The organism is Butyricimonas muris (assembly GCF_046365375.1).
In the GTDB taxonomy this organism is placed as follows: domain Bacteria; phylum Bacteroidota; class Bacteroidia; order Bacteroidales; family Marinifilaceae; genus Butyricimonas; species Butyricimonas muris.
Map to the genome: position 1 here is coordinate 113,056 of NZ_JBKEIT010000002.1, position 26,658 is coordinate 139,713.

The 26,658-nt window shown below is 41.7% G+C and carries 13 protein-coding genes; 12 read left to right on the top strand and 1 reads right to left on the bottom strand.

Annotated features, from left to right (window positions below; genetic code table 11):
- Positions 1-9 precede the first annotated feature (9 nt).
- The 12 genes from ACK8P8_RS03495 (at position 10) to ACK8P8_RS03550 (ending at position 24,848) form a co-directional block, all read left to right on the top strand.
- Complete coding sequence (locus ACK8P8_RS03495) at positions 10-2,349, top strand: S9 family peptidase (protein WP_410025548.1); 2,340 nt, start codon at positions 10-12, stop codon at positions 2,347-2,349.
- 1 nt (position 2,350) lies between these two features.
- Positions 2,351-4,675 (top strand): S9 family peptidase, encoded by a 2,325-nt coding sequence (locus ACK8P8_RS03500; protein ID WP_410025592.1) that lies wholly within the window; start codon positions 2,351-2,353, stop codon positions 4,673-4,675.
- Positions 4,676-4,687: 12 nt separating this feature from the next.
- Positions 4,688-7,396 carry a S9 family peptidase gene (locus tag ACK8P8_RS03505; protein ID WP_410025549.1) on the top strand — a complete coding sequence of 903 codons (2,709 nt, stop codon included), beginning with the start codon at positions 4,688-4,690 and terminating at the stop codon, positions 7,394-7,396.
- Positions 7,397-7,565: 169 nt separating this feature from the next.
- Entirely contained in the window at positions 7,566-8,138 is a 573-nt protein-coding gene (locus ACK8P8_RS03510; RefSeq protein ID WP_186977003.1) for an RNA polymerase sigma-70 factor, read from the top strand.
- A gap of 86 nt (positions 8,139-8,224) precedes the next feature.
- Positions 8,225-9,409, top strand: a complete 1,185-nt coding sequence (locus ACK8P8_RS03515; RefSeq protein WP_369859406.1) for a FecR domain-containing protein — start codon at positions 8,225-8,227, stop codon at positions 9,407-9,409.
- A 107-nt stretch (positions 9,410-9,516) separates the two neighbouring features.
- Entirely contained in the window at positions 9,517-12,933 is a 3,417-nt protein-coding gene (locus ACK8P8_RS03520) for a SusC/RagA family TonB-linked outer membrane protein (RefSeq protein WP_227217513.1), read from the top strand.
- Positions 12,934-12,943: 10 nt separating this feature from the next.
- Positions 12,944-14,389, top strand: coding sequence for a RagB/SusD family nutrient uptake outer membrane protein (locus tag ACK8P8_RS03525; protein ID WP_410025550.1), 1,446 nt, complete (start codon positions 12,944-12,946; stop codon positions 14,387-14,389).
- A gap of 14 nt (positions 14,390-14,403) precedes the next feature.
- Positions 14,404-15,102, top strand: coding sequence for a DUF4843 domain-containing protein (locus ACK8P8_RS03530; RefSeq protein WP_292268996.1), 699 nt, complete (start codon positions 14,404-14,406; stop codon positions 15,100-15,102).
- Positions 15,103-15,119: 17 nt separating this feature from the next.
- Complete coding sequence (locus ACK8P8_RS03535) at positions 15,120-16,724, top strand: PKD-like family lipoprotein (RefSeq protein WP_186976997.1); 1,605 nt, start codon at positions 15,120-15,122, stop codon at positions 16,722-16,724.
- A gap of 134 nt (positions 16,725-16,858) precedes the next feature.
- Positions 16,859-19,543, top strand: a complete 2,685-nt coding sequence (locus ACK8P8_RS03540; protein WP_369859405.1) for a zinc-dependent metalloprotease — start codon at positions 16,859-16,861, stop codon at positions 19,541-19,543.
- A 42-nt stretch (positions 19,544-19,585) separates the two neighbouring features.
- Positions 19,586-22,144, top strand: coding sequence for a zinc-dependent metalloprotease (locus ACK8P8_RS03545; protein ID WP_369859404.1), 2,559 nt, complete (start codon positions 19,586-19,588; stop codon positions 22,142-22,144).
- Positions 22,145-22,169: 25 nt separating this feature from the next.
- Positions 22,170-24,848: a zinc-dependent metalloprotease gene (locus ACK8P8_RS03550; protein WP_369859403.1), complete on the top strand. Its 2,679-nt coding sequence runs from the start codon at positions 22,170-22,172 to the stop codon at positions 24,846-24,848.
- A 155-nt stretch (positions 24,849-25,003) separates the two neighbouring features.
- Here the strand turns inward: ACK8P8_RS03550 and ACK8P8_RS03555 are convergent, their stop codons facing one another.
- Positions 25,004-26,650, bottom strand: coding sequence for a PKD-like family lipoprotein (locus ACK8P8_RS03555; RefSeq protein ID WP_369859402.1), 1,647 nt, complete (start codon positions 26,648-26,650; stop codon positions 25,004-25,006).
- Positions 26,651-26,658: the final 8 nt, after the last annotated feature.

A 26,658-nucleotide genomic window follows, 5' to 3' on the forward strand; every position in this document is an offset into this window, starting at 1 on the left:
GAATTGAAAATGAGAACAAAATATATCATAATGCTTTTGTTGTTGTTGACAGGAAGTTCTGTACGCGCACAACAAAAGGCGAATTTCAAGCTTGCCGATCGTTTCACGAGTCGGAATTTCCGGTCGGCAGATAGAAACAGCATGAGTATATACCCCATGTATATTAATGACGGAGAGTGTTTTTGGTACTCGTTCACGACGGAAGAAGGAAAGCGTTATTATTACGTGAATCCGGAGAAGAGAGAGAAGCGCTTGCTGTTCAACTCGGAAAAACTGTTCGGGTTCTTGAATCAGGAAACGCACGAGGTGTGTGACGCGAAGGATTTCACGTTCCAAGGATTGGAGTTTGATAAAAAAGGAACTTCTTTCACTTTTGATTTCGAGAAACACAAATACCGTTATGATATGAAGACGGAGGAGGTGACGAAGTTGGATACCGTGATTAATAAAGGTTTCGGGGATTCTTGGAAAAAGTATTCTCCGGATAGTACCTATATCATGTTTGCTCAACGTCATAATCTTTATATCATGGGGAATAAGGATAAAGGGAAAGACACGACTGTCATACAATTGACGACGGATGGCGAGAGATATTTCTCTTATTTCAAGGAAGAAGAAGAGGTTGGTACGGATACATTTCCAGCAACTCCGGTTGCCGTGTGGATGAAAGATTCTAAAAAGGTGTATGCCGTGAGGGAAGATACCCGCCACGTGGATGAATTGTTTTTGGTGGACGTGATGGCAACTCCCCGTCCCAAGGTGAAAACGTACAAGTATTCTATGGCAGGCGACCAGAAATTGGAGAAAACCGTGTTGACGGTTATCGATGTGGAAACGAAGGAGATGAAAACGATAGATGTCGATCGCTGGCAAGACCAGTACGTGGATGTACTTTATACCTCGAAGGATGGTAATAAGATCTATTTTGAACGGAAAACCCGGGCTTTTGACGAACAGGAGGTTTGTGTTGCCGATCTCACGACGGGAGAGGTGAAAGTGTTGATTCACGAGATTGACAAACCTTTCATGGATTACAAAATGGCGAATATCATGTTCCTGAATGACGGGAAGGATATTATTTATCGTTCCGAGCGCACGGGATGGGGGCATTATTATCTTTACGATAACGAGGGAAACTTTAAGCATGCCATTACTTCCGGGGAATGGGTGGCAGGGCCTTGCTCGGATATCGATACCGTGGGACGTACGCTTTATTTCTATGCTTTAGGAAAGGATGAAAATATAGACCCGTATTATTATATCCCGTGCAAGGTGAATATCGATAAGCCGGAGAGTTTGACGCAATTGACTTTTGATAACACGAATCATCAGGTATATTTCTCGAAATCATTCAAGTATTTCGTGGATATTCACGAGCGGGTGGATATGGTTCCCCGTATCGTGTTGAAAAACCGGAAAGGGAAAGAGATTATGGAATTGGAAAAGCCTGATATTCGCCGGGCTTTGGAGATAGGGTGGAAGGCTCCGGAGCGTTTTAAGGTGAAGGCTGCCGATGGAGTGACCGACCTCTACGGGGTGATGTGGAAACCGTTTGATTTCGATTCGACGAAAGTCTACCCGATTATTTCTTCCGTGTATCCCGGTCCTTTCTACGAGTACGTGCCGACGCAATTCCGGTTGATTCATGACGACAATACCCGTTTGGCTCAATTGGGTTTTATCGTGATTGCCGTGGGACACCGGGGTGGAACGCCTATGCGGGGAAAATTTTATCACACTTACAGTCATGGAAGGTTGCGGGATTACCCGTTAGCAGATGATAAATACGCGATAGAGCAACTGGCAGACCGTTATTCTTTTATCGACGCGACAAAAGTGGGTATCTACGGTCATTCCGGGGGTGGATTTATGTCTACCGCGGCCATCTGTACTTACCCGGATTTCTACAAGGCGGCTGTATCTTCCGCGGGAAATCATGATAATACAATCTATAATCATTGGTGGGGCGAAACTCACAACGGTGTGAAAGAAGAAAAGAAGGTGATTAAGGATAGCGTGAACGGTGACCGGACGGAATCGACTTTTAAATTTAAGGTGGGTACGAATATGGAGCTGGCAAAGCGATATAAAGGCGGTCTGTTGTTGATTCACGGTTGGATGGATGATAACGTGCATCCGGCTCACACGTTGCGGATGGTCGATGCGTTGATCAAGGCGGACAAGAATTTTGATATGATCATTTTACCGAGGTCGAACCACGGTTTCGGGGGAGCCGAGAATACATTTTACGAGCGTAAGATGTGGTTCCACTTTGCCCGTATTCTGCTAGGAGATGATACCGGGGATTACTATTATGAAGTTGAACAATACAAGAATGGGGATAGATAGGATGATAAAGAAATTTATTATTGGTCTGTTTTTACTTGTTTCGGTCGGGGCGTTCGGGCAGCAAAAAGCGAATTACGAGCTTGCCGAGCGCTTCCGGCGCGTAACACAAGTGCCGTTGACAAAGAATAGTTTGGAAGTACATCCTCGTTATATAAATAATACCGATCGTTTCTGGTATTCTTTCCGCACGAGCGAGGGAAAAAACTATTATTTGGTTGATCCGGCTAAAAGACAAAAACGCTTGATTTTCGACAACGCGGAGTTATTGATGAAAATTAGTGAGATTACTAGGAAGGGATATAACCACAAGGATTTGGAATTGGATTTCACTTTTGACGAGGACGGGGAAACAATCCGTTTCTGGTTTGACCGGAATGATTTCACGTACAATATTAACACGAAAGAACTGAAATTAGCCGAAAAACAGAAAGGGCAGATGAATTATGATCCTTATTGGAAATACTATTCACGGGACAGTTCCTATATGTTGTTTGCCAAGCGGCATAATCTCTATATCGTGGGAAATGCGGCTAAGGGTAAGGACACGACAGAAGTACAATTGACAAGCGACGGGGAACGTTATTATACCTTTAACCGGGAAGATGAAGGCGAGTTGGACGAACGCATGGGATGCTCCGCGAAATGGTTCCCAACCGGACACAAGTTTTATGCTATTCGGGACGATTCCCGTCAAGTCGAAGATTTGTGGTTGATTGATGCTTTGGCAAATCCCCGTCCCCGTCTGAAAACTTACAAGGCAGAATTGGCGGGTGATGAACATGTGATTCAGTTCGAGTTGTTGATCGGGGATGCGAATACCCGGGAGGTGAAAAAGGTTAATATCGATCGTTGGAAAGATCAATATATCGATATCCTGTATGCTAGTAAGGATGCAAAACGTCTTTATTTTCAACGTTATAAAAGAACTTGGGACGAGTGCGAGATTTGTGTTGTCGACACGGAAACGGGAGAGGTAAAAGTGTTGATACACGAGGTAGACAAACCTTATCTGGATTACCAGATGCGAGCCGTTCATTTCTTGAACGATGGGAACGAGATCCTTTTCCGCTCCGAGCGTAGCGGGTGGGGACACTATTATTTGTATGATAAGGATGGTAACTTGAAGAATCAAGTTACTTCCGGGGCATGGGTTGCCGGACCGATCATGAAGATTGACACGGCGAGCCGACAGATTTATTTTATAGGTTTAGGCAAGGAGAAAGAGATTGACCCTTACTATTATGTTCTTTATCGAGCCGATCTGGATAAGACCGATGCGATAACATTGTTAACCCCGGAAAATGCCTCGCATAACGTGGATATCTCTCCGTCGAGCAAGTATTTCGTGGATAGCTATTCCCGGGTGGATATGGAACCTGTCAACGTGGTACGCGATCGGAAAGGCAAAGTGATTTTGGAGTTGGAGAAACCGGACTTGGAGAACCTTTATACATTCGGTTGGAAGAAACCCGAACGGTTTAAGGTGAAGGCGGCAGACGGGGTAACGGATATTTACGGTGTGATGTGGAAACCGGCGGATTTCGATTCCACGAAAACCTATCCGATTATTTCGTCGGTTTACCCGGGACCTTTCTTCGAGTACGTGCAAACCCGTTTCACTGTGAATGATGACATGAATACCCGTTTGGCTCAAGTGGGCTTTATCGTGGTATCCATGGGACACCGGGGTGGAACGCCTATGCGGGGGAAATATTACCATACTTACGGGTACGGCAACCAGCGGGATTATCCTTTGGCTGACGATAAATACGCGATCGAGCAATTGGCACAACGTTACCCCTTTATTAACGTGAAAAAGGTGGGTATATTCGGTCACTCCGGTGGCGGGTTTATGTCCACGGCGGCACTGTTGACCTATCCGGATTTTTACAGTGCGGCGGTATCTTCGGCAGGGAATCACGATAATAATATTTATAATAAAGGCTTTGTCGAAATCCATTACGGCGTGAAGGAGAAAAAGCAGGTAGTAAAAGATAGTGCCGGAAACGAGCGGGAAGAAATCTCCTTTGAAACCCGAAGTAAGACGAATCAGGAATTGGCGAAGAATTATAAGGGAGGCTTGTTGATCGTGACCGGGGATATGGATCGTACGGTGCATCCGTCACATACCCTGCGAGTGGTCGATGCTTTGATTAAAGAGGGGAAGAACTTCGATATGCTCGTGTTGCCCGGTAATTCTCACGGGTTCTCCGGGGCTGCCGATGAGTTTTTTGAACGCAAGTTATGGTTCCATTTCGCTAAATATCTGTTAGGGGATGCCTCAGCGGATTATCAAGGGGATTTGGATTACTTTTTGGAAAGATAAAAAGATATAGGTATGAAAAGACGATATATTTTGCTGTGTTGTTTGTTATTCGCTTGGTTGACGGATGGTATGGCACAGAAAAAGCCCCTCGATATGGAGGCTTATAAATTATGGCGAAGGGTAGAAGGGCAGCATATGTCGGATGACGGGAAATGGATTACCTACCGTTTCGTGTATATTGACGGTGAAGGGCACGAGAAAGATTCCCCCGTCACTTATTTGCACCATAACGAGTCGGGTAAGACTTACGAGCTGGAAAATGTGCGGCAAGCTCATTTCTTCAATAACGGGAAATGCTTGAAATACGTGGTTTCCCCTTCTCCGCGGGATACTTCGGGGCTGGTAAAGGATTCCGTTTTCCTGTTGACTCTGAGGAACATGAAAAAGCAGTTATGGGACAGACCGTATGACTGTAACGAATCATCCGATTCTCCGGTTATGACTTATTCCTATCCTATCGGGAAAAACGAGAAAGACAAAGATATCAAACGATTGGTAATTTGGAACTATGAAACGGGAGATTCGACTGTCATGGATAGTTTGGATTACCATATATTGCTCGATAATAACAAGACGATCATCTACACGAAAGAGCGTGATGGTTACAAATCTCTTTATGCCGGTCCGGTGAAGGGGAAGCAGAAGTTGATTTATGGTAATCCGGATGCCCGGTTGACGAATTTCACGTTGGGTAGAGAGAATATGAAGGGGGTTTTCACGATAGCGTCGGACACTTCTTTCTTGAAAGATCCCGACTTGTTGTATGCTTTTAACATGAAAGACGGTACTTACAAGTTGATCATGGACACGAAAGAGGTGGTGCTTCCCGATACCGCGTATAAAGTTCGTGGCGGGTTGAATATGCCGTTTAATAACGGTCGGTATATTTTTGTTGACGGTGTGCCTAAGGTGTCAACGCCTCGTCGCCCGAAAGTGGAACCGGACAAGAGTTTCGAACTTGAATTGTGGAAATGGGATGATGAACTTTCTCAAAGTCGCCAAAGGAACGGGAGAGGTTATCGGCGCAATACCCCGAAGTACGTCTATCATGTAGACACGAAGGAATGTGTACTTGTTTCGCCGGCGGAGTTTGATCAAGTGTTTCATCCTACCTGTGACGAATATAATTACGTGATTATTTCGAATGAGGCGCCTTACCGCGGACTGACGGACTGGAGGGATGGTGAGTCATCAGATTTATACTTGGTGAATTTAGAAACGGGAGAGCGGAAATTGATATTCTCGGATTTTCGTCAACGTCCGGTATGGAGCCCGAACGGGAAATATGCTTTATTTTATCACGGGGAAAAGAAAACATGGTATAAATTGGAACCAACCACGGGAGAATTGACGGATATATCTTCCGCGATTGGTCATCCCGTGTACGACGAAGAGCACGATAAGCCGAAACCTGCCGATTCATATGGTATCGCCGGATGGCTTGACGGGGGAAATAAAGTGGTTTTGTATGACAGGTATGATATGTGGGTGATAGATCTGACGGGTAAAAATGCAGTGTATTCCCTCACGAACGGCTGGGGACGGAAAAATAATACCTCTTTGCGTTTGTTGAAAGCGAATTACGATTCCAAGTGGATTGACACGAAACAGAATGTTTTGTTGAAAACATGGAATACCGAAACTCTCGACCAAGGGGTTTACGTGCTGACTCCCGCCCGCAAAATCCGTAAATTGATGGAAGGGCCTTATGCCTTGAATTTTAATCAAGTGACCAATGACGGGAAATATTGCATGTACATTCGTCAGAATTACCATGAATTCCGTGATATCTGGTGGAGTAAAACCGATTTCGTCCGTCCCGTGAAGATAACGGACACGAACCCGCAGCAGAAGGATTACCGCTGGGGTTCGGTGCAACTGGTCGAGTGGACGAATTTCGAGGGAAAACGCAACCGGGGATTGTTGTACCTGCCGGATGATTACGACCCGTCGAAACGTTACCCCGTTATCGTGAATTTCTATGAAACCCATACCGGGGATATACACGTGAATCCCGTGCCGGCTTTGAGTAGTGCCATGATTAACGTGGTAACGTACGTGAGCAACGGTTACGTGGTTTTCATGCCGGATGTGCATTTCACGATAGGAGCCCCGGGTGAGAGTAGCTACAATGCCGTGGTGAGCGGAACCCGGATGTTGATAGACCGGGGCATTGCCGACAAAGACCGTATCGGTATACAGGGGCATAGTTGGTCCGGGTATCAGGTGGCTTATCTGGTGACTCGCACGAATATGTTCCGGTGTGCCAGTCCCGGTGCGGCTGTTTCAAGCATGGTTTCCGCCTATACCGGAATCCGGGAGGGAAGCGGCATGCCCCGTATGTTCATGTACGAGGAAACTCAAAGCCGCATGGGAAAAACACTTTGGGACGACCCCGAAATGTATATTAAAAATTCCCCGATATTCTATGCCGATAAGATACAGACGCCTCTATTAATATTCCATTGTGATAAAGATGAGGCGGTACCTTATTCGGAGGGTTTGAATTTATTTCTTGCCATGCGGCGTTTGCAGAAACCGGCTTGGTTACTGAATTACAAGGGGGATAAACATTTCTTGTATAACAAGGCGGCAGAAATGGATTGGACGATTCGTTTACAACAATTTTTTGACCATTACTTGAAAGACACACCCATGCCCCGGTGGATGAAAGAGGGGATAAATATAGACGAGAGGGGGATAGACCAGAAGTATGATTGAGTGAGATAATTTAACGTGAAGAACTCGTTTTACAGATGTAAAACGAGTTTTTTATTGCAAAATAATTTGTGTTGCGAATGAGTAGTAATTATTCGTGAAATTGTTATTTTCATTTTTTTCTCTACTTTTGTATTCTTAAGAGTGTTCTTTTGGTGTAAATCATAGAATTATGTCTAAACGTGATCAAAATACAGAGGACTTTTTATTTGACTCCATTCGTACCGGCAATATTGAGGCTTATGAGGTCTTATTTAAAAAATATTACTTGTCTATGTGTATTGTTGCTTGCCGTCTTGTCGGGGATGAAGATATAGCGAAAGACATTGCGCAGGAAGTATTTATTCATTTGTGGGAAAAAAGGGAATCTTATAATTTTGAAACAACGCCGGATATATTTTTATATGTAGCTGTCAAAAACAAATGCTTTGATTATTTGAAGAAGCAAAAGAAAATGCCTGTTCAAAATAGTTTGGGGGCTGCTGAGCGTGAATACTTTTTTCGCGACATTGTAATTGAAGAGGAAACATATCGAATTGTTAATGAGGCAATCGATGCTTTACCCGTTCAAAGTCGCAGAATTATAAAATTGAGTTTGGAAGGTAAACAAAATAAAGAAATTTCAGAAGAATTAGGCATCTCTGTTAATACTGTTAAGTCTTTGAAATATAAAGCAATGGACATTCTTCGTGTGGCGTTGAAGGATTATTACTATTTACTTTTGTTCCTGTTGCCAAAAATATAATTGAAAAAAAACGACAAGTCCACTCATCCTTTTTTGAAATTCTGTCGTTCTGTAGATAGAATTATAAATTTAAATTAGGACGTTTTATGGTGGACTATCCGAAAGATTATAAAATATCTCGTTTGATCGCTAAAAAGGTGATCGGTACACTTTTGCCTGCTGAAGAAGAGAAATTGGAAGCGTGGTTGAAGGAGGATGTTCGGAATAGAGAACTATTTCAACATATCCTTGAAGGAAAAAATCTTTCGAGCAGAGATTTATATGCCGGGCGTTTGGAGGTGGATGATTCGTGGGAGACGGTGAAAAAACAGTTAGACTTACGAGACAAACGAAGAAGTATATCTCCTTGGTGGATAGGTATTGCGGCTTCAATGATTTTACTTGTCGGGGTAGGATTGTATTGGGGACTTTTTAGAAAGCCGATGGAACGAGAGATTGCGCAACCGATAGCTCGTATCGAAACGGGTGGTTCCAAGGCTGTTCTGATTACTTCTTCCGGTGACGAAATTGTATTGCAGGATAGTACGAAACAATTAATCGCTTTGGGAAGCGGCATGATAGCCAAAAATGATGGTCGTCAAGTTTCTTATGAAGAGATTGCGGGAGAAAGTGGAAGAGATGTTCTAGTGTATAATACCATTCGGGTGCCTCGCGGCGGAGAGTACAAGTTGTTTTTGTCCGATAGTACGGAGGTATTTTTGAATTCGGATTCAGAGATTCGATTTCCTGTTAAATTCGGGAAAAACGAACGGGATGTATTTTTACGGGGAGAGGCTTTCTTTAGTGTTAGAAAAGATGCTTCACGCCCGTTTGTAGTGAATGCGGATGACAAAGTTTCTGTCGAGGTCTTGGGAACTCAATTTAATTTGCAGGCTTATCCGGATAAGAAAATTGTGGAAACCACGTTGAATGAAGGATTGGTACGGGTATATGATGGAAAGCAAAGCGTGAAGATTCAGCCTGATCAACAAGTTGTATATAAAGATGGAGAACTTTTTATTCGTCGGGTAGATGCGAGCCTTTATTCTGCGTGGAAGGACGGACGTTTTGTGTTGTTGAATAATACGTTGGAGGACATCATGATGTGCTTGGGACGTTGGTATAATATTGATATATTTTGGGTAAACCCGGAACTGAAGGAATATCACTTCTCCGGAGAGTTAGCCCGGTATGAGGATTTCACGGAGATATTGGATATGTTGGAGAAAGCTACTCGGGTGCAGTTCGAGGTGAAAGATAGAACTGTATTCGTGAAAAAGATGTTCAAATAAATGTTGTTATATATAAAGAGCAGAAAATATTGGTCCTATTTTCTGCTCCTAAGTGAGTTTTAATAACGATTAAAAAGTCAATCATTAATCATTAAGCATGTAAAAGTATGAAAAAAAACGGAATTGAAGTCTTTAGCGGGATGCAAAGATTTAAAAAGATGCGATTTATTTTTAAACGCAGCCTTCTTCTTCTATTCATGTCCCTCTTCTTCTTGCAGGTAGGTGCAAAATCTCAGGTTGTAAGATTGACAATGAATTTGGAAGACGTTACCATCGACCAAGCTATCACGAATGTGAGTCAAAAAACAGGTTATCGTTTTTTGTACCAGATGGAAGAGGTCATAAAGTATGGGAAACGGAATCTGAGTGTGAAGGATGCTACTTTGGAAGAGGTGTTGAACGAGTTATTGAAGGACACGCCTTTGTCTTATGTTATTCAAAATGATGTAGTCATCATCACTCCGGCTAAAGATGAAAAAGCACAGGAGAAACCCCGGCAAATCAAGGGTAAGGTGGTAGACGAGAAAAGTGTACCGTTGCCCGGAGTTACGATTCTTATAGAGGGAACTAAACTGGGTGTGGTAACGGATGCGGATGGTAAGTTTAAAATTGAGATACCCAAAATGGATAGTACAATTTTGGTGTTCTCGTTTATTGGGATGGAAACCATCCATTACCGTTTGAGCGATGAACGGAAAAATGATGAAAAAGAATTGGTTATTACGATGAAAGAAGACGTGGAGGAGATGGATGAGGTTGTCGTGACGGGATACGCCAACATCAGAAAAGAAAGTTTCACTGGAAACACGGTTTCTGTAAAAAAAGAGGAACTTTTAAAGGCATCCAAAACGAATGTAATTAAAGCGCTGCAAGCATTCGATCCCTCTTTCCGCATCAAAGAAAACAACCAATGGGGCTCAGACCCGAATGCCTTACCGGAAATGTATATTCGCGGTGAATCCGGTATCGGAATAAAGCAACTGGATCCGAATTACACGACCAAAGGTAATTTGCAGAACAACCCGAATCTTCCGACGTTTATCATGGACGGATTCGAGATTAGTGTGCAAAAATTGTACGACTTCGACATCAATAGAATCGAGAGCATCACGATATTAAAAGATGCTGCGGCAACCGCCCTATACGGTTCACGCGCCGCCAATGGTGTTGTGGTTATCACAACGGTAGCCCCGAAACCCGGCAAATTGAATGTTTCGTATAGCTTTACCGGTTCCGTTGTGGCTCCCGACCTGTCGGATTATGATCTTCTCAATGCGAGAGAAAAGTTGGAAGTCGAGAAGTTAGCCGGCTGCTATGTCGATGAAGATTTCCAAATTGCCAGAGATCAAGAGTATAACAAGAAACTTGCTAATATAGAGAAAGGTATTGATACTTATTGGTTGGCAAAACCTCTTGAAACCGTATTCAATCATAAACACAGTCTATTTATAGAAGGAGGTTCGGAAAACGTTCGGTTCGGACTCGATCTCAGCTATAATACGAACAAGGGTGTTATGATCGGTTCTTACAGGGATAATATCGGGGTAGCCCTATACGTAGATTACCGGATAGGGAAATTGCAAGTAAAAAATCAAGTAAGCTATAACTTGACTAAATCGGCAGAATCACCATACGGCGATTTTTCAAAATACGCTTATGCTCAACCTTATGATACTTACAAAGATGAAAACGGGAAATACCTTGAGCGCTTGCAAGACTATGATAAGACAAGCACGGATACAGACTATCGGGAAAATCCCCTTTACGAATCGACATTGATGAATTATGATAAATCTAAAATAGAAGAATTTATCAACAATCTTAGTGCTAATTGGTATATAACCCAACATTTATTATTGAAGGGGACCTTTAGCATTACCAGAACTGTCGAACATGGAGATAGATTTCTCGATCCGCTTTCCAAGCAGAATGCGGAACCGTTGAGCATGACCCATCTTTATTCCGGAGAATTGAGGAAATCAAACGGGGAATCCTTCAATTGGGATATGAACTTGTTATTAGCTTATAATCGTACTTTCGATAAACATAACGTGAATTTTACTGTAGGTATAAATACAAAAGAAGATTATAGTGAAAGTGGGTCCGCTTTCTATAAAGGCTTCCCATCAGGTTCACTGAATTCACCCAATTACGCGAAAGAAATTTACGAGAAACCAACCCAGTCGGAAGGGAAAAGCAGATTATTCGGGGCAATAGCCACAGTAAATTATAGTTTCCGGGATATTTACCTGTTTGATTTTTCCGGGCGTATTGACGGATCGTCTAAGTTCGGTAGCGACCGTAAATATGCCCCGTTCTGGTCAACCGGTTTCGGTATCAATATTCACAATTACGCTTTCATGGATAACTACAAGTATATTGATGAATTGAAGATTAGAGGTAGTTACGGGCAAACCGGGAATGTCAATTTCTCGGATTATGAAGCTAAAACGATTTATTCGATAAATGATGAACAATGGTATCAGACAGGAGCCGGGGCTACATTAACGGCTTTAGGTAACAAAGACCTCACTTGGGAAACGACAAATACTTTAGATGTCGGGGTTGAATTGAGTATATTAAATCGCCTTTTCTATATCAAAGCATCTTATTATAACAAGAAAACAACCGATTGTATCAATAGTGTAACAGTTCCGAGTTCCACGGGTTTCAACACGTACAAGGATAATATCGGAGAGGTTAGGAACAGGGGATACGAGATTGATTTGAGGATGAATATTATCAGGAAGCAAGACCTGTACTTGGCTCTTTTCGGCAATCTGTCGCATAATCAAAATAGACTGATGAAAATTGCTCAAAGTTTGAGAGACTATAACACGCAAGTCGACGAGTATTTCAAAACGAACAGTCGTTTTGACGGTTCAACGAGTAAGCCTTTTAATAAATACGTGGAAGGAATATCCATGAACACAATTTGGGGGGTACGCTCCATGGGTATCGACCCGTCTAATGGGAATGAAGTTTTTATTCGACCGGACGGGACTTTAACCGACGTGTGGAATACTTCAGACCAAGTGGCTATCGGATGCACCGATCCGGATGCTCAAGGTTCATTCGGTTTTAACTTGACCTATAAGAACTTCTCCCTGTTCACCAATTTCATGTATGAATTCGGAGGACAACGTTATAACCAGACATTGGTTGACCGGGTTGAGAATGCTGATATTTACAACGAGAATGTTGATAAACGAGTATTAACAGACAGGTGGCAAAAAGCCGGCGATAAGGCAAAATTTAAAAAACTGGAAAGCGGTAGAACCGGTGGAATTGAAACAACTAATCCTACCTCCCGGTTTGTTCAAGATTATAATATGGTATCTTTAAGTTCTATCTCTCTTGGTTATGATTTCACCCAACCTTGGGTAAAAAAAGCCAGATTAAGTATGTTGCGTTTTGAGATTGGGGCGGAGGATCTCGTGAGATGGTCTTCGGTAAAAGAAGAAAGAGGCCTAAGTTATCCTTTTGCCAGAACAATAAATTTTTCATTAAAAGCTAGCTTCTAAAAGAAAAAACATGAAAATATCGAAATTTATTATCGCTATAACTTTGTTGACTGCATTAACTTCATGTAATGATTGGTTGACAATAAGCCCGAAAAATCAAGTTGATGAAGATCAATTATTTGAAACCGGACTTGGATATAGAAACGCACTAAACGGCATATACCAAAATATGGCAGCCGGTAGTATGTATGGTCGGGAAATGACATGGGGTGCTCTCGATGTATTAGCACGGTATTATGATGTAAGTTATTTACCCAAAAATTGGAGTACAATCGCCGATTATAATTACAAGGATAAAAATGTAAAACCATTAATTGACAATATCTGGTCGAAAACTTATAATTCGATAGCAAATGCCAATAATCTGTTGTCAAGAATCGACGGAGAGGATCCGCTAAAATTTGCGGGAGAAGAACTTGAAAAAAATGTAATTAAAGGAGAAGCCTTAGCCCTCCGGGCTTTCCTTCACTTTGAAATGGTGCGCTTGTTTGCTCCTTCCAAAGATGACGGTCAAACTTATATCCCTTATTTCGAGAAATACCCCTCGACTTACGAGTCCAGAGCAACGATCAACGACGTGATGGAAAAAGTGATCCGGGATCTTAATGCGGCAAAAGATCTGGTGGCCCCGTATGACACGTTAGGCACACGGGAAGACAGAATGAGTTATTATTACTGCTTTTCAAGTTCGTCTTCGAACACGGCGATCTTAGGAATTACGGATATTTTTGAGGCTTATAGAGGCTTCCGGATGAATTATTACGCTATTAATGCTGTTTTAGCTCGCGCATACGCTTACGTTGGTAAATATCAAGAAGCATTCAATACAACACAAATCATTATTGATGCTAAAGATAATTCGGCGAACCTATTCCGGTTTACTCCCGAAGAAAGCATTAGTGCGAAACCCAAATTACATGACGATCTGATTTTTGCATTGTCAAATGAAAAACTTCTGGATAATTATTTATCATATTATAATACGCCGGAGGTAATATTATATTTGGACATTTATGATAAAGAGGATATGTTTGATGATCCCGCAGACTATCGTGGAAAAAAATTGGTCGCAGAAGTTAATGACTGGTGGTATCAATCTTTAAAATATTCTCTTAATGCCACAAGCGATCCGCAGACGAATGAAATTATGATACCTATGCTCCGTTTAAGTGAGATGTATTATATCCGGGCAGAATATTACGCACACTCGAATATGTTTAAAGAGGCGACTAACGAATTGGATATTGTACGTCGGGGACGGAATTGTACTGTTGGTCGTTTGGATATCACGTCGATGACCGAATTTAACTCGGAGTTAATTAATGAAGCCAAAAGAGAGTTTGTCGGAGAAGGTCAGTTGTGGTTCTACTACAAGAAACTCAACATCAAACCCAAGAGATCCATGCCGGATGAAGCGTTTATCCTTCCTTTACCCGAAAGTGAAACTATTAATTAATCACGTCAAAAGATATGAAAAAATATATTATCATATTAGGATTATTATCCGTCCTCTTTGCTTGTTCGGAACAAGAAACGGATTTATATAATACTGCACATCGCCAATTATTTATTTCTACAAAGGGAAGAATAGACACGGCCTATGTTTCTTTCTCGCATTATCCCGGGGAAAATACATTAAAGGTTCCTTTCATTGTTTCACTGATCGGAGAACCTGCCGGGGTGGACCTTGAATACAAAATTCAAGTTATCGATTCCTTAACGACAGCTATCGCGGGAGATTACACATTACCCCAACCTCCAGTCTTCAGAGCGAATCGCACAACAGATACGTTGTGGATAGAGGTTTCAAAGAAGAATTTGGAGGCAAAATCATATCTCCTTAAAATCATGTTGGCGGAGAATGAAAACTTTGAACCGGGTTATTATTACCAACAAACGGCACAGCTTCGTTATGACAATATTACCAGCAAACCTCTATGGTGGGATAACACGGTTATTGAGATGTATTTAGGGATATTTTCCCCGGAAAAATATGATGCCTTTATACGTGTGACCGGAGAAATCTCCTTTGAAGGCAAAGAACCATGGGAAATGCGAATATTGTCATTACAACTCAAAGATGCAATTGCGGCTTCGCTTGCCGATAACGATCCCAAAAATGACATCACGGAAGCCGGAGGTGCTCCAATGATAATCCCTTGCTATTAATTTAAAATGAAAAAACTATGAATATGAAATATAATATATTTTCACTCATCATTATAGTTTTATTTTTCACGAATTGCTATGATGATAAAGGGAATTACTCTTATCACGATATCAACACCATAGAAATTGGGAAATTTACAGGAAGTACTTCTCTTGCAGTTGGTGATACCATAGATATAAAGCCGGAATTAACATTCAGCAGAGGAGTTGAAACAGAAGGGTTGAAGTATACATGGGAATGGTGTGGCAAAACACGTCCGGGGTGGAATAAAAAAGACTTTTATTGGATCACGGACACGCTATCCAGTGGTTATCTTGTTTTGCGTATAACTGATCCTAACACGGGAGTTACTTATATTCAAAGCCAGTCATATACTATAAGCAGCGAGTTTAATGTTGACGGGTGGATTGTCCTGGGAGATAAAGACCAGAAATCTTACCTGACGTTCGTGAAAGAACACACGAAAGAAAATGAGAAAGGTGAAGACGTTTGGGCTAATATTGTATACGAAGACGTCTATAAGCTGAAAAGCCATAGCGAGTTAGGGACTTTGCCAGTCAAACTGCATGAACATTTTTGCAATACACGTAATAATCATGATCTTGCCGCTAATATCATGGTGGTACAACAAGGAGGACAAGGTATGGTCGATCTGGACGGTCTTACCTTCCAAAAAGTGATCACGATCGACGAGGCCTTTGCAAACCATACATTACCGGTTGATTTCAAACCTGTCAATACCATGTCTATGAAAAGAGTCGATTTGATAGAAAATTATGACGGGAAAATATTCTCTAGGGTTAAAGTCAGTGATGACTTGTATCATTCCAGCAGTTATTTGCAAACACCTGTGACATTGGACGGAGAAGAATTACACGCTCACATCTATCTCTCGACATTCAAGGAAAATGGTTTTGCAACACTCCATGACTTTGAAAACAATCGTCTGGTTGTAATTTTGGATCAAACGGATATTTACAGTTCCACGAATCTAAGCAAACCACAAGTAATGCCGGGCAAACCTTCGGAAGATATCCCGACAGGTTGGGTTCCTTTAGACAATTTGGGAGATAATGAATTGATTCATCTTGGATATTATAATCCTTCGTTAGGAGTTTCACAACCCGTTGGTTTCTTTATGATTTTAAAAGACAAAGACGGAAAATACTGGACTCAAGATTTTATTGTAAATCGGGATTGGGCTTCTTCAAATTTATACCTAAGCGATTGTAGACGCAATGAAATAGATTTGGCTCCATATATAAATTCCAATAGTGTGATATACACATTGCCTTTTGAAGATGCATCAGATTATGTACTCATATCCAAAGATAAAGAGCTCTATCTGTATTGCAGGCAATCACCCAAAGATGGAATTAAATTATTTTATACCTGTACAGGTAATGTCACGGCAATAAATGCCGAGGTATGGTACCACAGACGTGCCGGAATTGGTTTGGATAACGGACAGTTTGTCATTCTTAACATGAGAGATGGGAAAAACTTGCAAACAGATGAAGAAAAATTAATATGGCAAACTCCTGAAAATGCAATGAATTTGGGTAAAATTGTCGATGTACGATTCAAAGTTGGAAGTGGAGATAATTGGGGGTGGAATTAAATAAAACCGTCATTATTCGGAGTGAAGCGAAGAATCTCCAAGTAAGGGGATTCTTCGCGATACTCGAAATGTCAGAAGATATCTATTGAAAATAGATCGGGTATATTATTGTATGTTTTAAATCAAAAGTATTTATGAAAATCAGAGTTTTAATTATTCTGGTGGCTTTACTTTGCGTGCCGTTCACTTCGGAGGCAAGGAAAAAGTCCAAGAAAAAAGATGCAAAAGTCGAAGAGAAGACAGAAAGCAAGTACGAAAAATTATTCAAGGGAAAGCAGTGTACAACAGTGAAAGGAATGATTACTCTTCACAAGATGGATCAAAAAGTATACATGGAATTTCCATTATCCTTGATGGAGAGAGAAATGCTTCTGGGAGCAACCGTGTCTGAAATCAGTGACAACTCCAATGCGCTGGTGGGACAGAAAAACAATCCTTTGGTACACATCAAATTTTCATTAGCAGATAGTACTGTTCAAATGAAAGAGGTGAGCAATGAACGCAAGACACAAATGATCTCGGACACAAAAGATCCAAACGTGAAAGCTGCTATGGCGAAAGGAAATTTTGCCCCAGTGATGGATGCTTACAAAATAGAAGCTTATTCCCCGGATAGTACTGCCGTCGTGTTTGATGTCACTAAGTTTTTCGTGGGCAATAACAGTTGGCTGCAACCTTTTGACCCGTATAGCCAAAGAACTTATTACGGGATGGCGGCTAGATTTATAAAATACCAAAAAGACCTTTCCTACGTTGATGAAATCAAAGCTTTCGAGGACAACATATCCATCACTTCCAGTCTGTCTTATTTGCAAGATATTATTTACATGGGAATAGTAATGTTTGCCCACAACGAACCGGTGACGGCAAAAGTAAACTGTTCTCTGGTTTTGCTCCCCGAAGAGCCAAGTATGCGCCCGAGAATAGCCGACCCGCGGGTGGGGTATTTCTTCGGTTACAAAAGTAATGTCAGCACCACGCAAGACGGTATAAAAGATATATACTTTATCAACCGATGGGACGTGCAACCGAAGGACGTGGAAGCCTACAAGAGGGGAGAATTGGTGGAACCCGTGAAACCGATCGTGTTCTACGTGGATAACGCTTTCCCCGAGGAGTGGAAAGAACCGATTCGCCAAGGTATTTTGGAATGGAACAAGGCTTTTGAAAAAATCGGTTTCAAAAACGTGATGGTAGCCAAAGATTTCCCGACAAACGACCCGGAATTCGACCCGGATAATATTAAATATAATTGCGTCCGTTACTGCCCGATCGGGATGGCTAACGCACAAGGCCCTTCATGGGTAGATCCGAGAAACAACGAGATTATTAACGCTAGCGTGTTGGTTTACCATGACGTGATCCAATTGGTAAACAGTATGCGTTTCGTGCAAACGGCACAATTGGATGAACGCGTGAGAACACCCAAATTACCGGAGGATGTGGTGAAAGAAAGTATGCGTTACATTGTTGCCCACGAGATCGGGCACACGTTGGGTCTGATGCATAATATGGCAGCCTCTGCCGCTATTCCGGTGGAGAAGTACCGGGATGCGGAATTTATGGCAAAATACGGGACGACGATGTCTATCATGGACTACGCGCGCTACAATTATATCGCACAACCCGGAGATAAAGGTGTTAAATTAACCCCTCCCGACTTGGGCGTGTATGACTATTACGCTATCGAATACGGGTATAAACCGATTCTTGAAGCAAATACTACCGCGGAAGAAATTCCGGTATTAAGAAAATTCGTCAGCGACAAAGCCGGGGACCCGAAGTACCGCTACGGGAAACAACAAGTGTATTACGGTGTATTCGACCCTTCATCCATGACAGAGGACTTGAGTGATGATCCGGTAAAAGCCGGAGAGTACGGTATCAAGAACTTGAAATATATTTTGGCACATATGAATGAATGGTTGGACGATAAAGATCATGATTACACCTACCGCCAAAGTATTTACAATGATATGGTGACTCAATACACCCGTTACTTGACAAACGCTCAAACGAATATCGGGGGATTTTATATCAACGAACATTACGTGGGAGATCCTTACGCTACGAGTAAGGTTGTTCCCAAGGAAATCCAAAAGCGTTCGCTGGCATTCATCATGAAAGAACTGAAGAACCTAGAATGGATTGATGATATCAACGTGGTTAAAAACCTTGAATTTGACGGTTCAACGGCAAGACTCATGTTGAAAGAATTCAGCGGAACATTGTTAAACACGAAACGCATATCACTGGCAGCCTACCGTGAACCGGACGTTGCCTACACGCCGAGAGAATATCTTGACGATTTGTATAGCCACGTGTGGGAATCCGCTATCAAAGGAAGAACCCCCACGGCGTCGGAAATGCTGTTGCAAACAGTTTTCCTTGAAACCTTGCTTAAAGAAGCTGATCCACTAACCGAAAAAATGTTTCAATCGGACTATTTTTTGCTTAGGAGTAATCCCGTACCGGAGATTCCAACATTTGCCAAAACAAAGATGCCTGTTTATGAAGCCATGCAAATGATGAATTCTTTGAGCCAGAACTCGGCATTACACGCGAACACGACTGAAAAGAATTTCTTGAATTTCAAACGTGACAATGATTTCAGGCAAGCATTAAATGAAACATTCGGTTTTAATTACATCATGTACGTGGAGAATATATCCAATGACAACCAAAAACATTTATTGCATCGGATGGTAAGCCGGATTCATAACACGCTAAAAGCGAATAAAAATACGGGAACCTACGAATCCAAAGCTCATTATAACTATTTGTTATCATTAATCGAGGATTTTCTCAGAGATAAGTAACAAATTACAAGTGACAGCATAAATAAAAAATAAATCAGTATTATGACGAAAGGGTTCATTATATTCATCTCTTCTCTTTTCCTACTCGTGACGGCATTACCCGATGATAGTTTCGGCGGGAACAGGAAAAGAAAGAATAAAGACAAGACAGAAGAGGCAACCCGGGAAAGCAAATATGATAAATTGTTCAAGGAGGAAAAATTTGTAACCCGTAAAGGGGTATTTACCCTCCATAAAACAGATAAAAAGCTCTATTTTGAAATCCCGCTGACGCTTCTAAATCGAGAATTTTTGCTTGGTTCCACGATCAGGGAAACAAGCGACAACGGTTATTCGCTCGTGGGGCAAAAGCCCCAAGAACCTTTGCATTTGGCTTTTGCCCGCAGGGATTCCTCTATCCAATTGCTTCAAATCACGCAACCGTGGGGAGTGATTCCGAAGTATTCGGATAGCCGGGAAGATGAACTGAAACAATCCATCCGGAAAAGCTCTATCTCGCCGATTATCAAAACGTACGAGATAAAAGCATTCAATAACGACAGTACAGCCGTGGTTATTGACATGACAGATCTATTTTTGAGTGATGACGAGCGCGTTTCGCCTTTTGACCCGTACGGGATAAAAGCCGAATACGGGAGAGTTAAATTATCACCGGAATACCAGCAGGAGTTGTCGTTTATCGATGACATTAAAGCGTTCGAGGATAATGTGTCGATCATCTCCTCTTTGAATTACACGATTGCAAGCCAAGAGAATAAAGAGGTTAAGTTGCCTGTAACGATAAAAGTTAATCGCTCTATCATTCTGTTACCGGATGAGGAGCATATGATGAGGAGCAGGATTTCGGATCCCCGGATCGGATTTTTTACTACAGTGAAACAGAATATCAGTGTAAAGCGGGATGGCTCAAAATACGTTTATTTCATGAATCGCTGGAACGTGCAGCCGAAGGATATGGAGGCATACAAGCGGGGTGAATTGGTCGAGCCGGTGAAACCCATCGTGTTCTACATCGACAATACATTTCCGGCTGAATGGAAAAAAGCAATCCACGCGGGAGTCTTGGAATGGAATGCCGCTTTCGAGAAAATCGGTTTTAAAAACGTGATGCAGGCAAAAGATTTCCCGATGGATGACCCGGAATTTGACCCGGACAACCTGAAATATTCGTGCATCCGTTATGCGCCTATCGATGTGGCTAATGGGATGGGGCCCTCGTGGACAGACCCTCGTACCGGGGAGATTATCAATGCTTCCGTGTACATTTACCACGATGTCATCAAGCTCGTGAACGATATGCGTTTCGTGCAAACAGCACAAGTAAATGAAAGAGTGCGCACGAAAAAGTTGCCACAAGACATATTAGATGAAAGCCTTAACTATGTTATCGCTCACGAGGTGGGACACTGCTTGGGGTTGATGCATAACATGGGAGCCTCTTCATCCTATCCGGTAGATTCGCTGCGTTCCGCTTCATTCACGCAAAAATACGGTACAACTCCTTCCATTATGGACTATGCCCGTAATAATTACATCGCCCAACCCGGTGATAAAGGTTTGCGGTTGACGCCTCCCAATATCGGGGTTTATGACTTTTATGCCATAAAAATAGGTTACCAACCCATCCCCGAGGCAAAAACAGCGGAAGAAGAGAACGCTATCGTACGAGGCTGGATTGCCGAGAAAGCCGGCAACCCGATGTTCCGTTACGGGAAACAACAACTCCAAGCCGTGTATGACCCTAGCGCACTGATGGAAGATTTGGGGGATGACGCCGTGAAGGCAGGAGAGTACGGTATCAAAAACTTGAAATACATTCTCGAACACATGAACGAGTGGATGGACAAGGAAGATCCGAATTTTGATTACCGGATAAATATTTATGGAGAAATCGTCAATCAATGTTTCGGTTATCTCTACAATGCACTGATGAATATAGGTGGTTTTTATTTGAATGAACACGAGGTAAACGATCCTCGCCCCTCGTTCACGGTTGTTCCCAAGGAGAAGCAAAAACAATCGCTCAGGTTCTTGATTAAAAATTTACAACAACTGGAATGGTTGGATAACCCCCAAGCAACAGAAAACCTAAGAGTAAGCACCCCTCGTTCGGAAAGGCTCGTGAAGAATTTTGCAGCAGCTTTACTTGTCAACACGAAAAAAATATCCTTAGGCGAGTACCGGGATCCGAACTCCTACTCATCCAAAGAATACCTGAATGACCTGCATGCTCTCGTGTGGGAACCGACACTCAAGGGGCAAAACCTTTCTGCTATCGACATGCTTTTGCAGAAAACGATATTGTCTTCTCTATTAAATTCATTATTACCTGTTAACTGGACTGTAAAAGGACCTCCTATCGCGGAGAAACCCATGTTGCGCCGTACTTGCAGTTGCGGAGAACACATGGCATCGGGATTCGGGTTCCAATACCCGGTCTACAACGTTGCTCACGATAACACGAAATACCTGTATTTTTCACTACTTGACCGCATTGAAAAAACGGTAAAAAGTAAACGGGCAACCGGTAATTTCAACACACGGGCGCACCACGCTTATCTGTTGGAAATGATCGAAGATTTCAGAAATAGGAAGGAATAAATGCTTAAAATTAAAAACTAAAGTAATGAATAGAAATATAGTTATATCCATTTTATTGCTCGTGGCTTTCTGTTTGACAAACACGGTGAATGTCATGGCAAAGAGCGAACGGAAAAAGAAAAAAACGGAAAAAGTTGAAAGTCCGGAGCTGACGAAATACGAAAAACTTTTCAAGGATAAAAAAGTAACAACGGCAGAAGGATTGTTCACGCTCCGCCAAGTGAATGGAAAAGTTTATTTTGAATTTCCGAAAACATTATTAAACCGGGAATTCCTTTTAGGCTCAACCATCGTGGAAATCAGCGATAACGGTAACGGTCTGGTGGGGCAAATGCCTTATGAACCAATGCACGTGACCTTTACTCTACGGGATTCGACTTTGCAAATGTGTATAGTGGAATTGCTCGCGAACGGACAGACACCAATTTATACGGATTCAAAAGACGAAAACACACGCGAAGCTATCCGGAAAAGTAGCGCCCCGGCTATAATTAATACATTCAAAGTAGAAACTTACACCCCGGATAGCAGTGCGGTTGTTGTCGATATGACAGCGTTCTTCACGGAACATCGGGATGAAATGAATCCATTTTGGGGACCGAGTAAACGTACCGTAGAATACGGTTGGGCAGGTCGTGCCGTTAAATTCAAAAAGGAACTTTCAAAAATCGACACGATAAAAGCTTTTGAAAATAACGTGTCTGTTGTCACGACTTTAAATTACGACCAGGATATTATCGTGGGCGGGCAATATCTTGTTGCCAAAGATGAGCCCGTGACGGCAAAACTTAACCGCACCCTTATGATTCTCCCGGAAGAGAAAGATATCATGTGTCCTCGGTTGGCAGATCCTCGTGTTAATATCAACACGATAGCCCGAATGAATATGAACACGAAGGTAGATCGTGCCACGATGACACACTATATGACTCGTTGGAATTTGCAACCGAAGGACATGGAAGCCTATAAACGGGGCGAACTCGTGGAACCGGTAAAGCCGATCGTGTTCTATATTGACAATCTTTTCCCGCAAGGCTGGAGCGAATATATCACGGCAGGTGTCCTTGAATGGAATAAAGCATTTGAAGCTATCGGTTTCAAAAATGCCATTCAAGTAAAGCCTTTCCCAAAAGATGATCCGAATTTTGACCCGGATAATATCGCGTTCAATTGTATTCGTTATGCCCCGACCAGCATATACAGTACTGTGCCGGGTCCCCTATGGGCTGATCCTCGTTCCGGTGAAATTATGACGGCTTCCCTCTTTATCTTCCATGACGTGTTAAGTCAAATCAATTATGGACGTTTCATTCAAACGGCATCCAATGACGCCCGGGCTCGTAATATGAAATTACCCTTGGAAGTTTTCGGTGAAGGATTAAAAGCCATGGTTGCCAACAATACGGGAACAATGCTGGGTTTCCTATGCAACGCTGCCGCTTCCAATGCTTACCCGACCGACTCCTTGCGTTCGGCTTCTTTCACCCAACAATACGGAATCAGTCCGTCGATTATGGATGAATTGGGATATAATTACGTGGCACAACCGGAAGATAAGAACGTGGTACTCGTTCAGAGTAAAATCGGACCTGCCGATTACTACACCGTGCAAGTAGCTTATCAACCGAATCCCGAAGCCACGACACGAGAAGCGGATTATGAAATTGTCAAAAAATGGATTGCTGAAAAAGCCGGAGATCCTATTTTCCGCTATGGCAAAAGGCAACGCTTGTTGACCACGTTCGATCCGACTGCCCTCCCGAACGATTTGGGCGATGATGCGCTTAAAGCCAGTACTTACGGTATCAAGAATTTGAAATACATTCTTGAGAACATGAACGATTGGTTGGATAATCAAGATATTGATTACGAATACCGGAATATGCTTTACAGGTATTTGGTATATCATTTTGAACAATACTTGTTCAACGTGTATATAAATATCGGGGGATTCAAATTGAACGAACATTTCGTGGGTGACGCTATGCCTTCGTTTATACCTTTAAGCAAGGATTTACAAAAACGTTCTTTGGCTTTTGTCATGAATGAGTTGAAAAACATGGATTGGATTGACAATTACAGCGTAACGAAGAATTTGGCATTCGACGGTTCGCAAGCTCGCCGCATACTACAAACTTATTTGATTAGCATGCAAAACGTAACAACCGAATTGTTCATCACCAAGCGATTGTCCCTCGTGGCATATAGGGATAAAGACAACTATACCCCTCAAGAATACCTTGAAGATCTTTACGCCCACATCTGGGACTCCACGATAAAAGGCAAAAATGTTACAGAGGCAGAGCGTATTATGCAAAACGAATTTATCCGTCGGACTCGTGATCTTGTCGATTTTAACGGTAAGAAAGACCCGTTCGGACAAGTATATGCAACAACACCCAAAATACCAAGTGAAGAAGAGATATTACGCCAAATCAAACAAATGCGCAATGTTGAAATCCCGACAGAGATGCGTCTTGTGGATAATGCCTTGAAAACCAATTCGACAGCAGGGTTTGGCAGTCGTTGGTTGGTACAGAATGTCGCAGTAGATAATACAAATCATTTGTGGAATGCCCTTTACGGGAAGGCTATCAGATTAATAAACCAGCGCAAAGGCACGGGAAATGTTGAAACCCAAGCACATTACGATTATTTATTATATTTGATTAATCGCTCTTTAAAGAAAGCACCTAAGTGGTAAAGTAGTATTTGCTGCATAAAATACAAGAAGCCCGTCTAACTTTTCTTTTTGTTAGACGGGCTCTTGCTTGATGTTTTATATTTGAGTATTTCTGTTTTTGAACTATACGTTAATGATTTTCTTTTCCAGAAGTCTATCCAAAGAAAGTTAGTTTATTAGGAAACACTAGTTCCTACTTTAAGAGTTACGTCCACAATTTTACCCAAATTGATTTTTGAATCGGTTTCCCAAAGGAACTTTTCTGCATCGGATTCAATTTGTTTGGCTTGATCCGTGTTTAATAATAAAATACTTCCGTTATCTAACCCGATAATCAATTGATCCCCGCGATAAGTCCGTCCGTTCATATCAACGACGTTTGCTTTGCAGGTATAATAATGTCTGATACCGTTTTGAGGATTATCTCTGTCCATAAAATAAATCTCATTCCCATGAGCAATAAAGACATATTTATTTTGTTTGGAAGCCAATGTGCAGAACACGCATTCTTCTAATGGAACGGGGGAAGCTACCGGGGAGGAGAATAACATTTCCGAATTATTATCAGCACCCGGGATTCTTCCGGTAGAATAGAATAAACCTTCTCCACTATATTCTCGTTCTATTTCAAAATATTGGTATTGATATGTTCCATCTGATTTCTTTATGAACATAGTGTACCCTGCTTCATTGCTGTCTCCTATTGCAACATATCCCACGTGTAATGCCTTAGAATCTCCCAAATCGGTTAATGGAATGAAATTCTCGGGCCACCCTTCCTTGGGAGTCGGTAAGCTTACTACTTTTCCGGATATTTTAATATCTTTTGAAGAATATTGGAAATCATGAATTAATAAAAGACGGTTTTCCGGCTCTTCCCGGGTACCTCTTGAAAGAAGTAAGGTGAAATCTTTATTTTGTTCCCGTTGGGAGTTAATAAGGCTGCCTCGGACTTCTTTATCCTCAAAGAACAAAGGCGTGTGTATGTAGAAACCACTTTGGAATAATTCGTAAGTATCTTTTATTTTTGAATAAATCTTACCGTCATAGTTTTCTATCATGTGTGCGTAAACCATCATTTCGGCGTTCACCGGATGAAAATCTTCAGGATATGTTCCTCCTGAAAAAGATTCGACAAGCAAAATATCTTTTGTCATATAAGTCCCGTCCAAATCAACAGAACCTTGCCCCCCTTCTTGGAAAACAATGACATGGCCGGCAGAAGGATATACTCTAGAGATGTGTTCTTGAAGGAAAAGGGGATGAGTGCCTAATTCTTGTTTGTTTTCTTTATAATAGACATCTTCAATTACTTGATTGTCCAGAATATTTCGTCCGAATTCATCTTTAATGTAGTTCCCGTCTTCGTCTTGTTTGTATTTATTCCGGATATAAGTAAGTAAAGATTTTCCATTTTTCTCGGATAACACGAGGTAGCTGGAATTTGTTGTGTAAATACTAGTTGGAGTTATATCTGTTGACTGTATATAGGTAGAGTTGTTATCAATATTAATTACTCGTAAAACCAGATAATCTCTAACTGTTGTATCAATGATCCAAGAAAGTTCTCTTTCTTGACCAATTGTTTTCCCTGCATAACTCCATTCATATTTTAACCTTAAATCAGAAGTGTCATTGAAAGTGTATTTGAATTTAGGAAACACCCTTAATGTATCTCCAATGATTTGGGTAGTAGATACTTCCGGGTAAAATTCGATTTCGATATCATTAATTTTTTTGTAATCGTAGTTCCCTTTATTGTCGTAGCAACCGATGATGTTGAATATGGCAAAAAGCAATAATATTATACTTATAAGTTTCATAATCAATG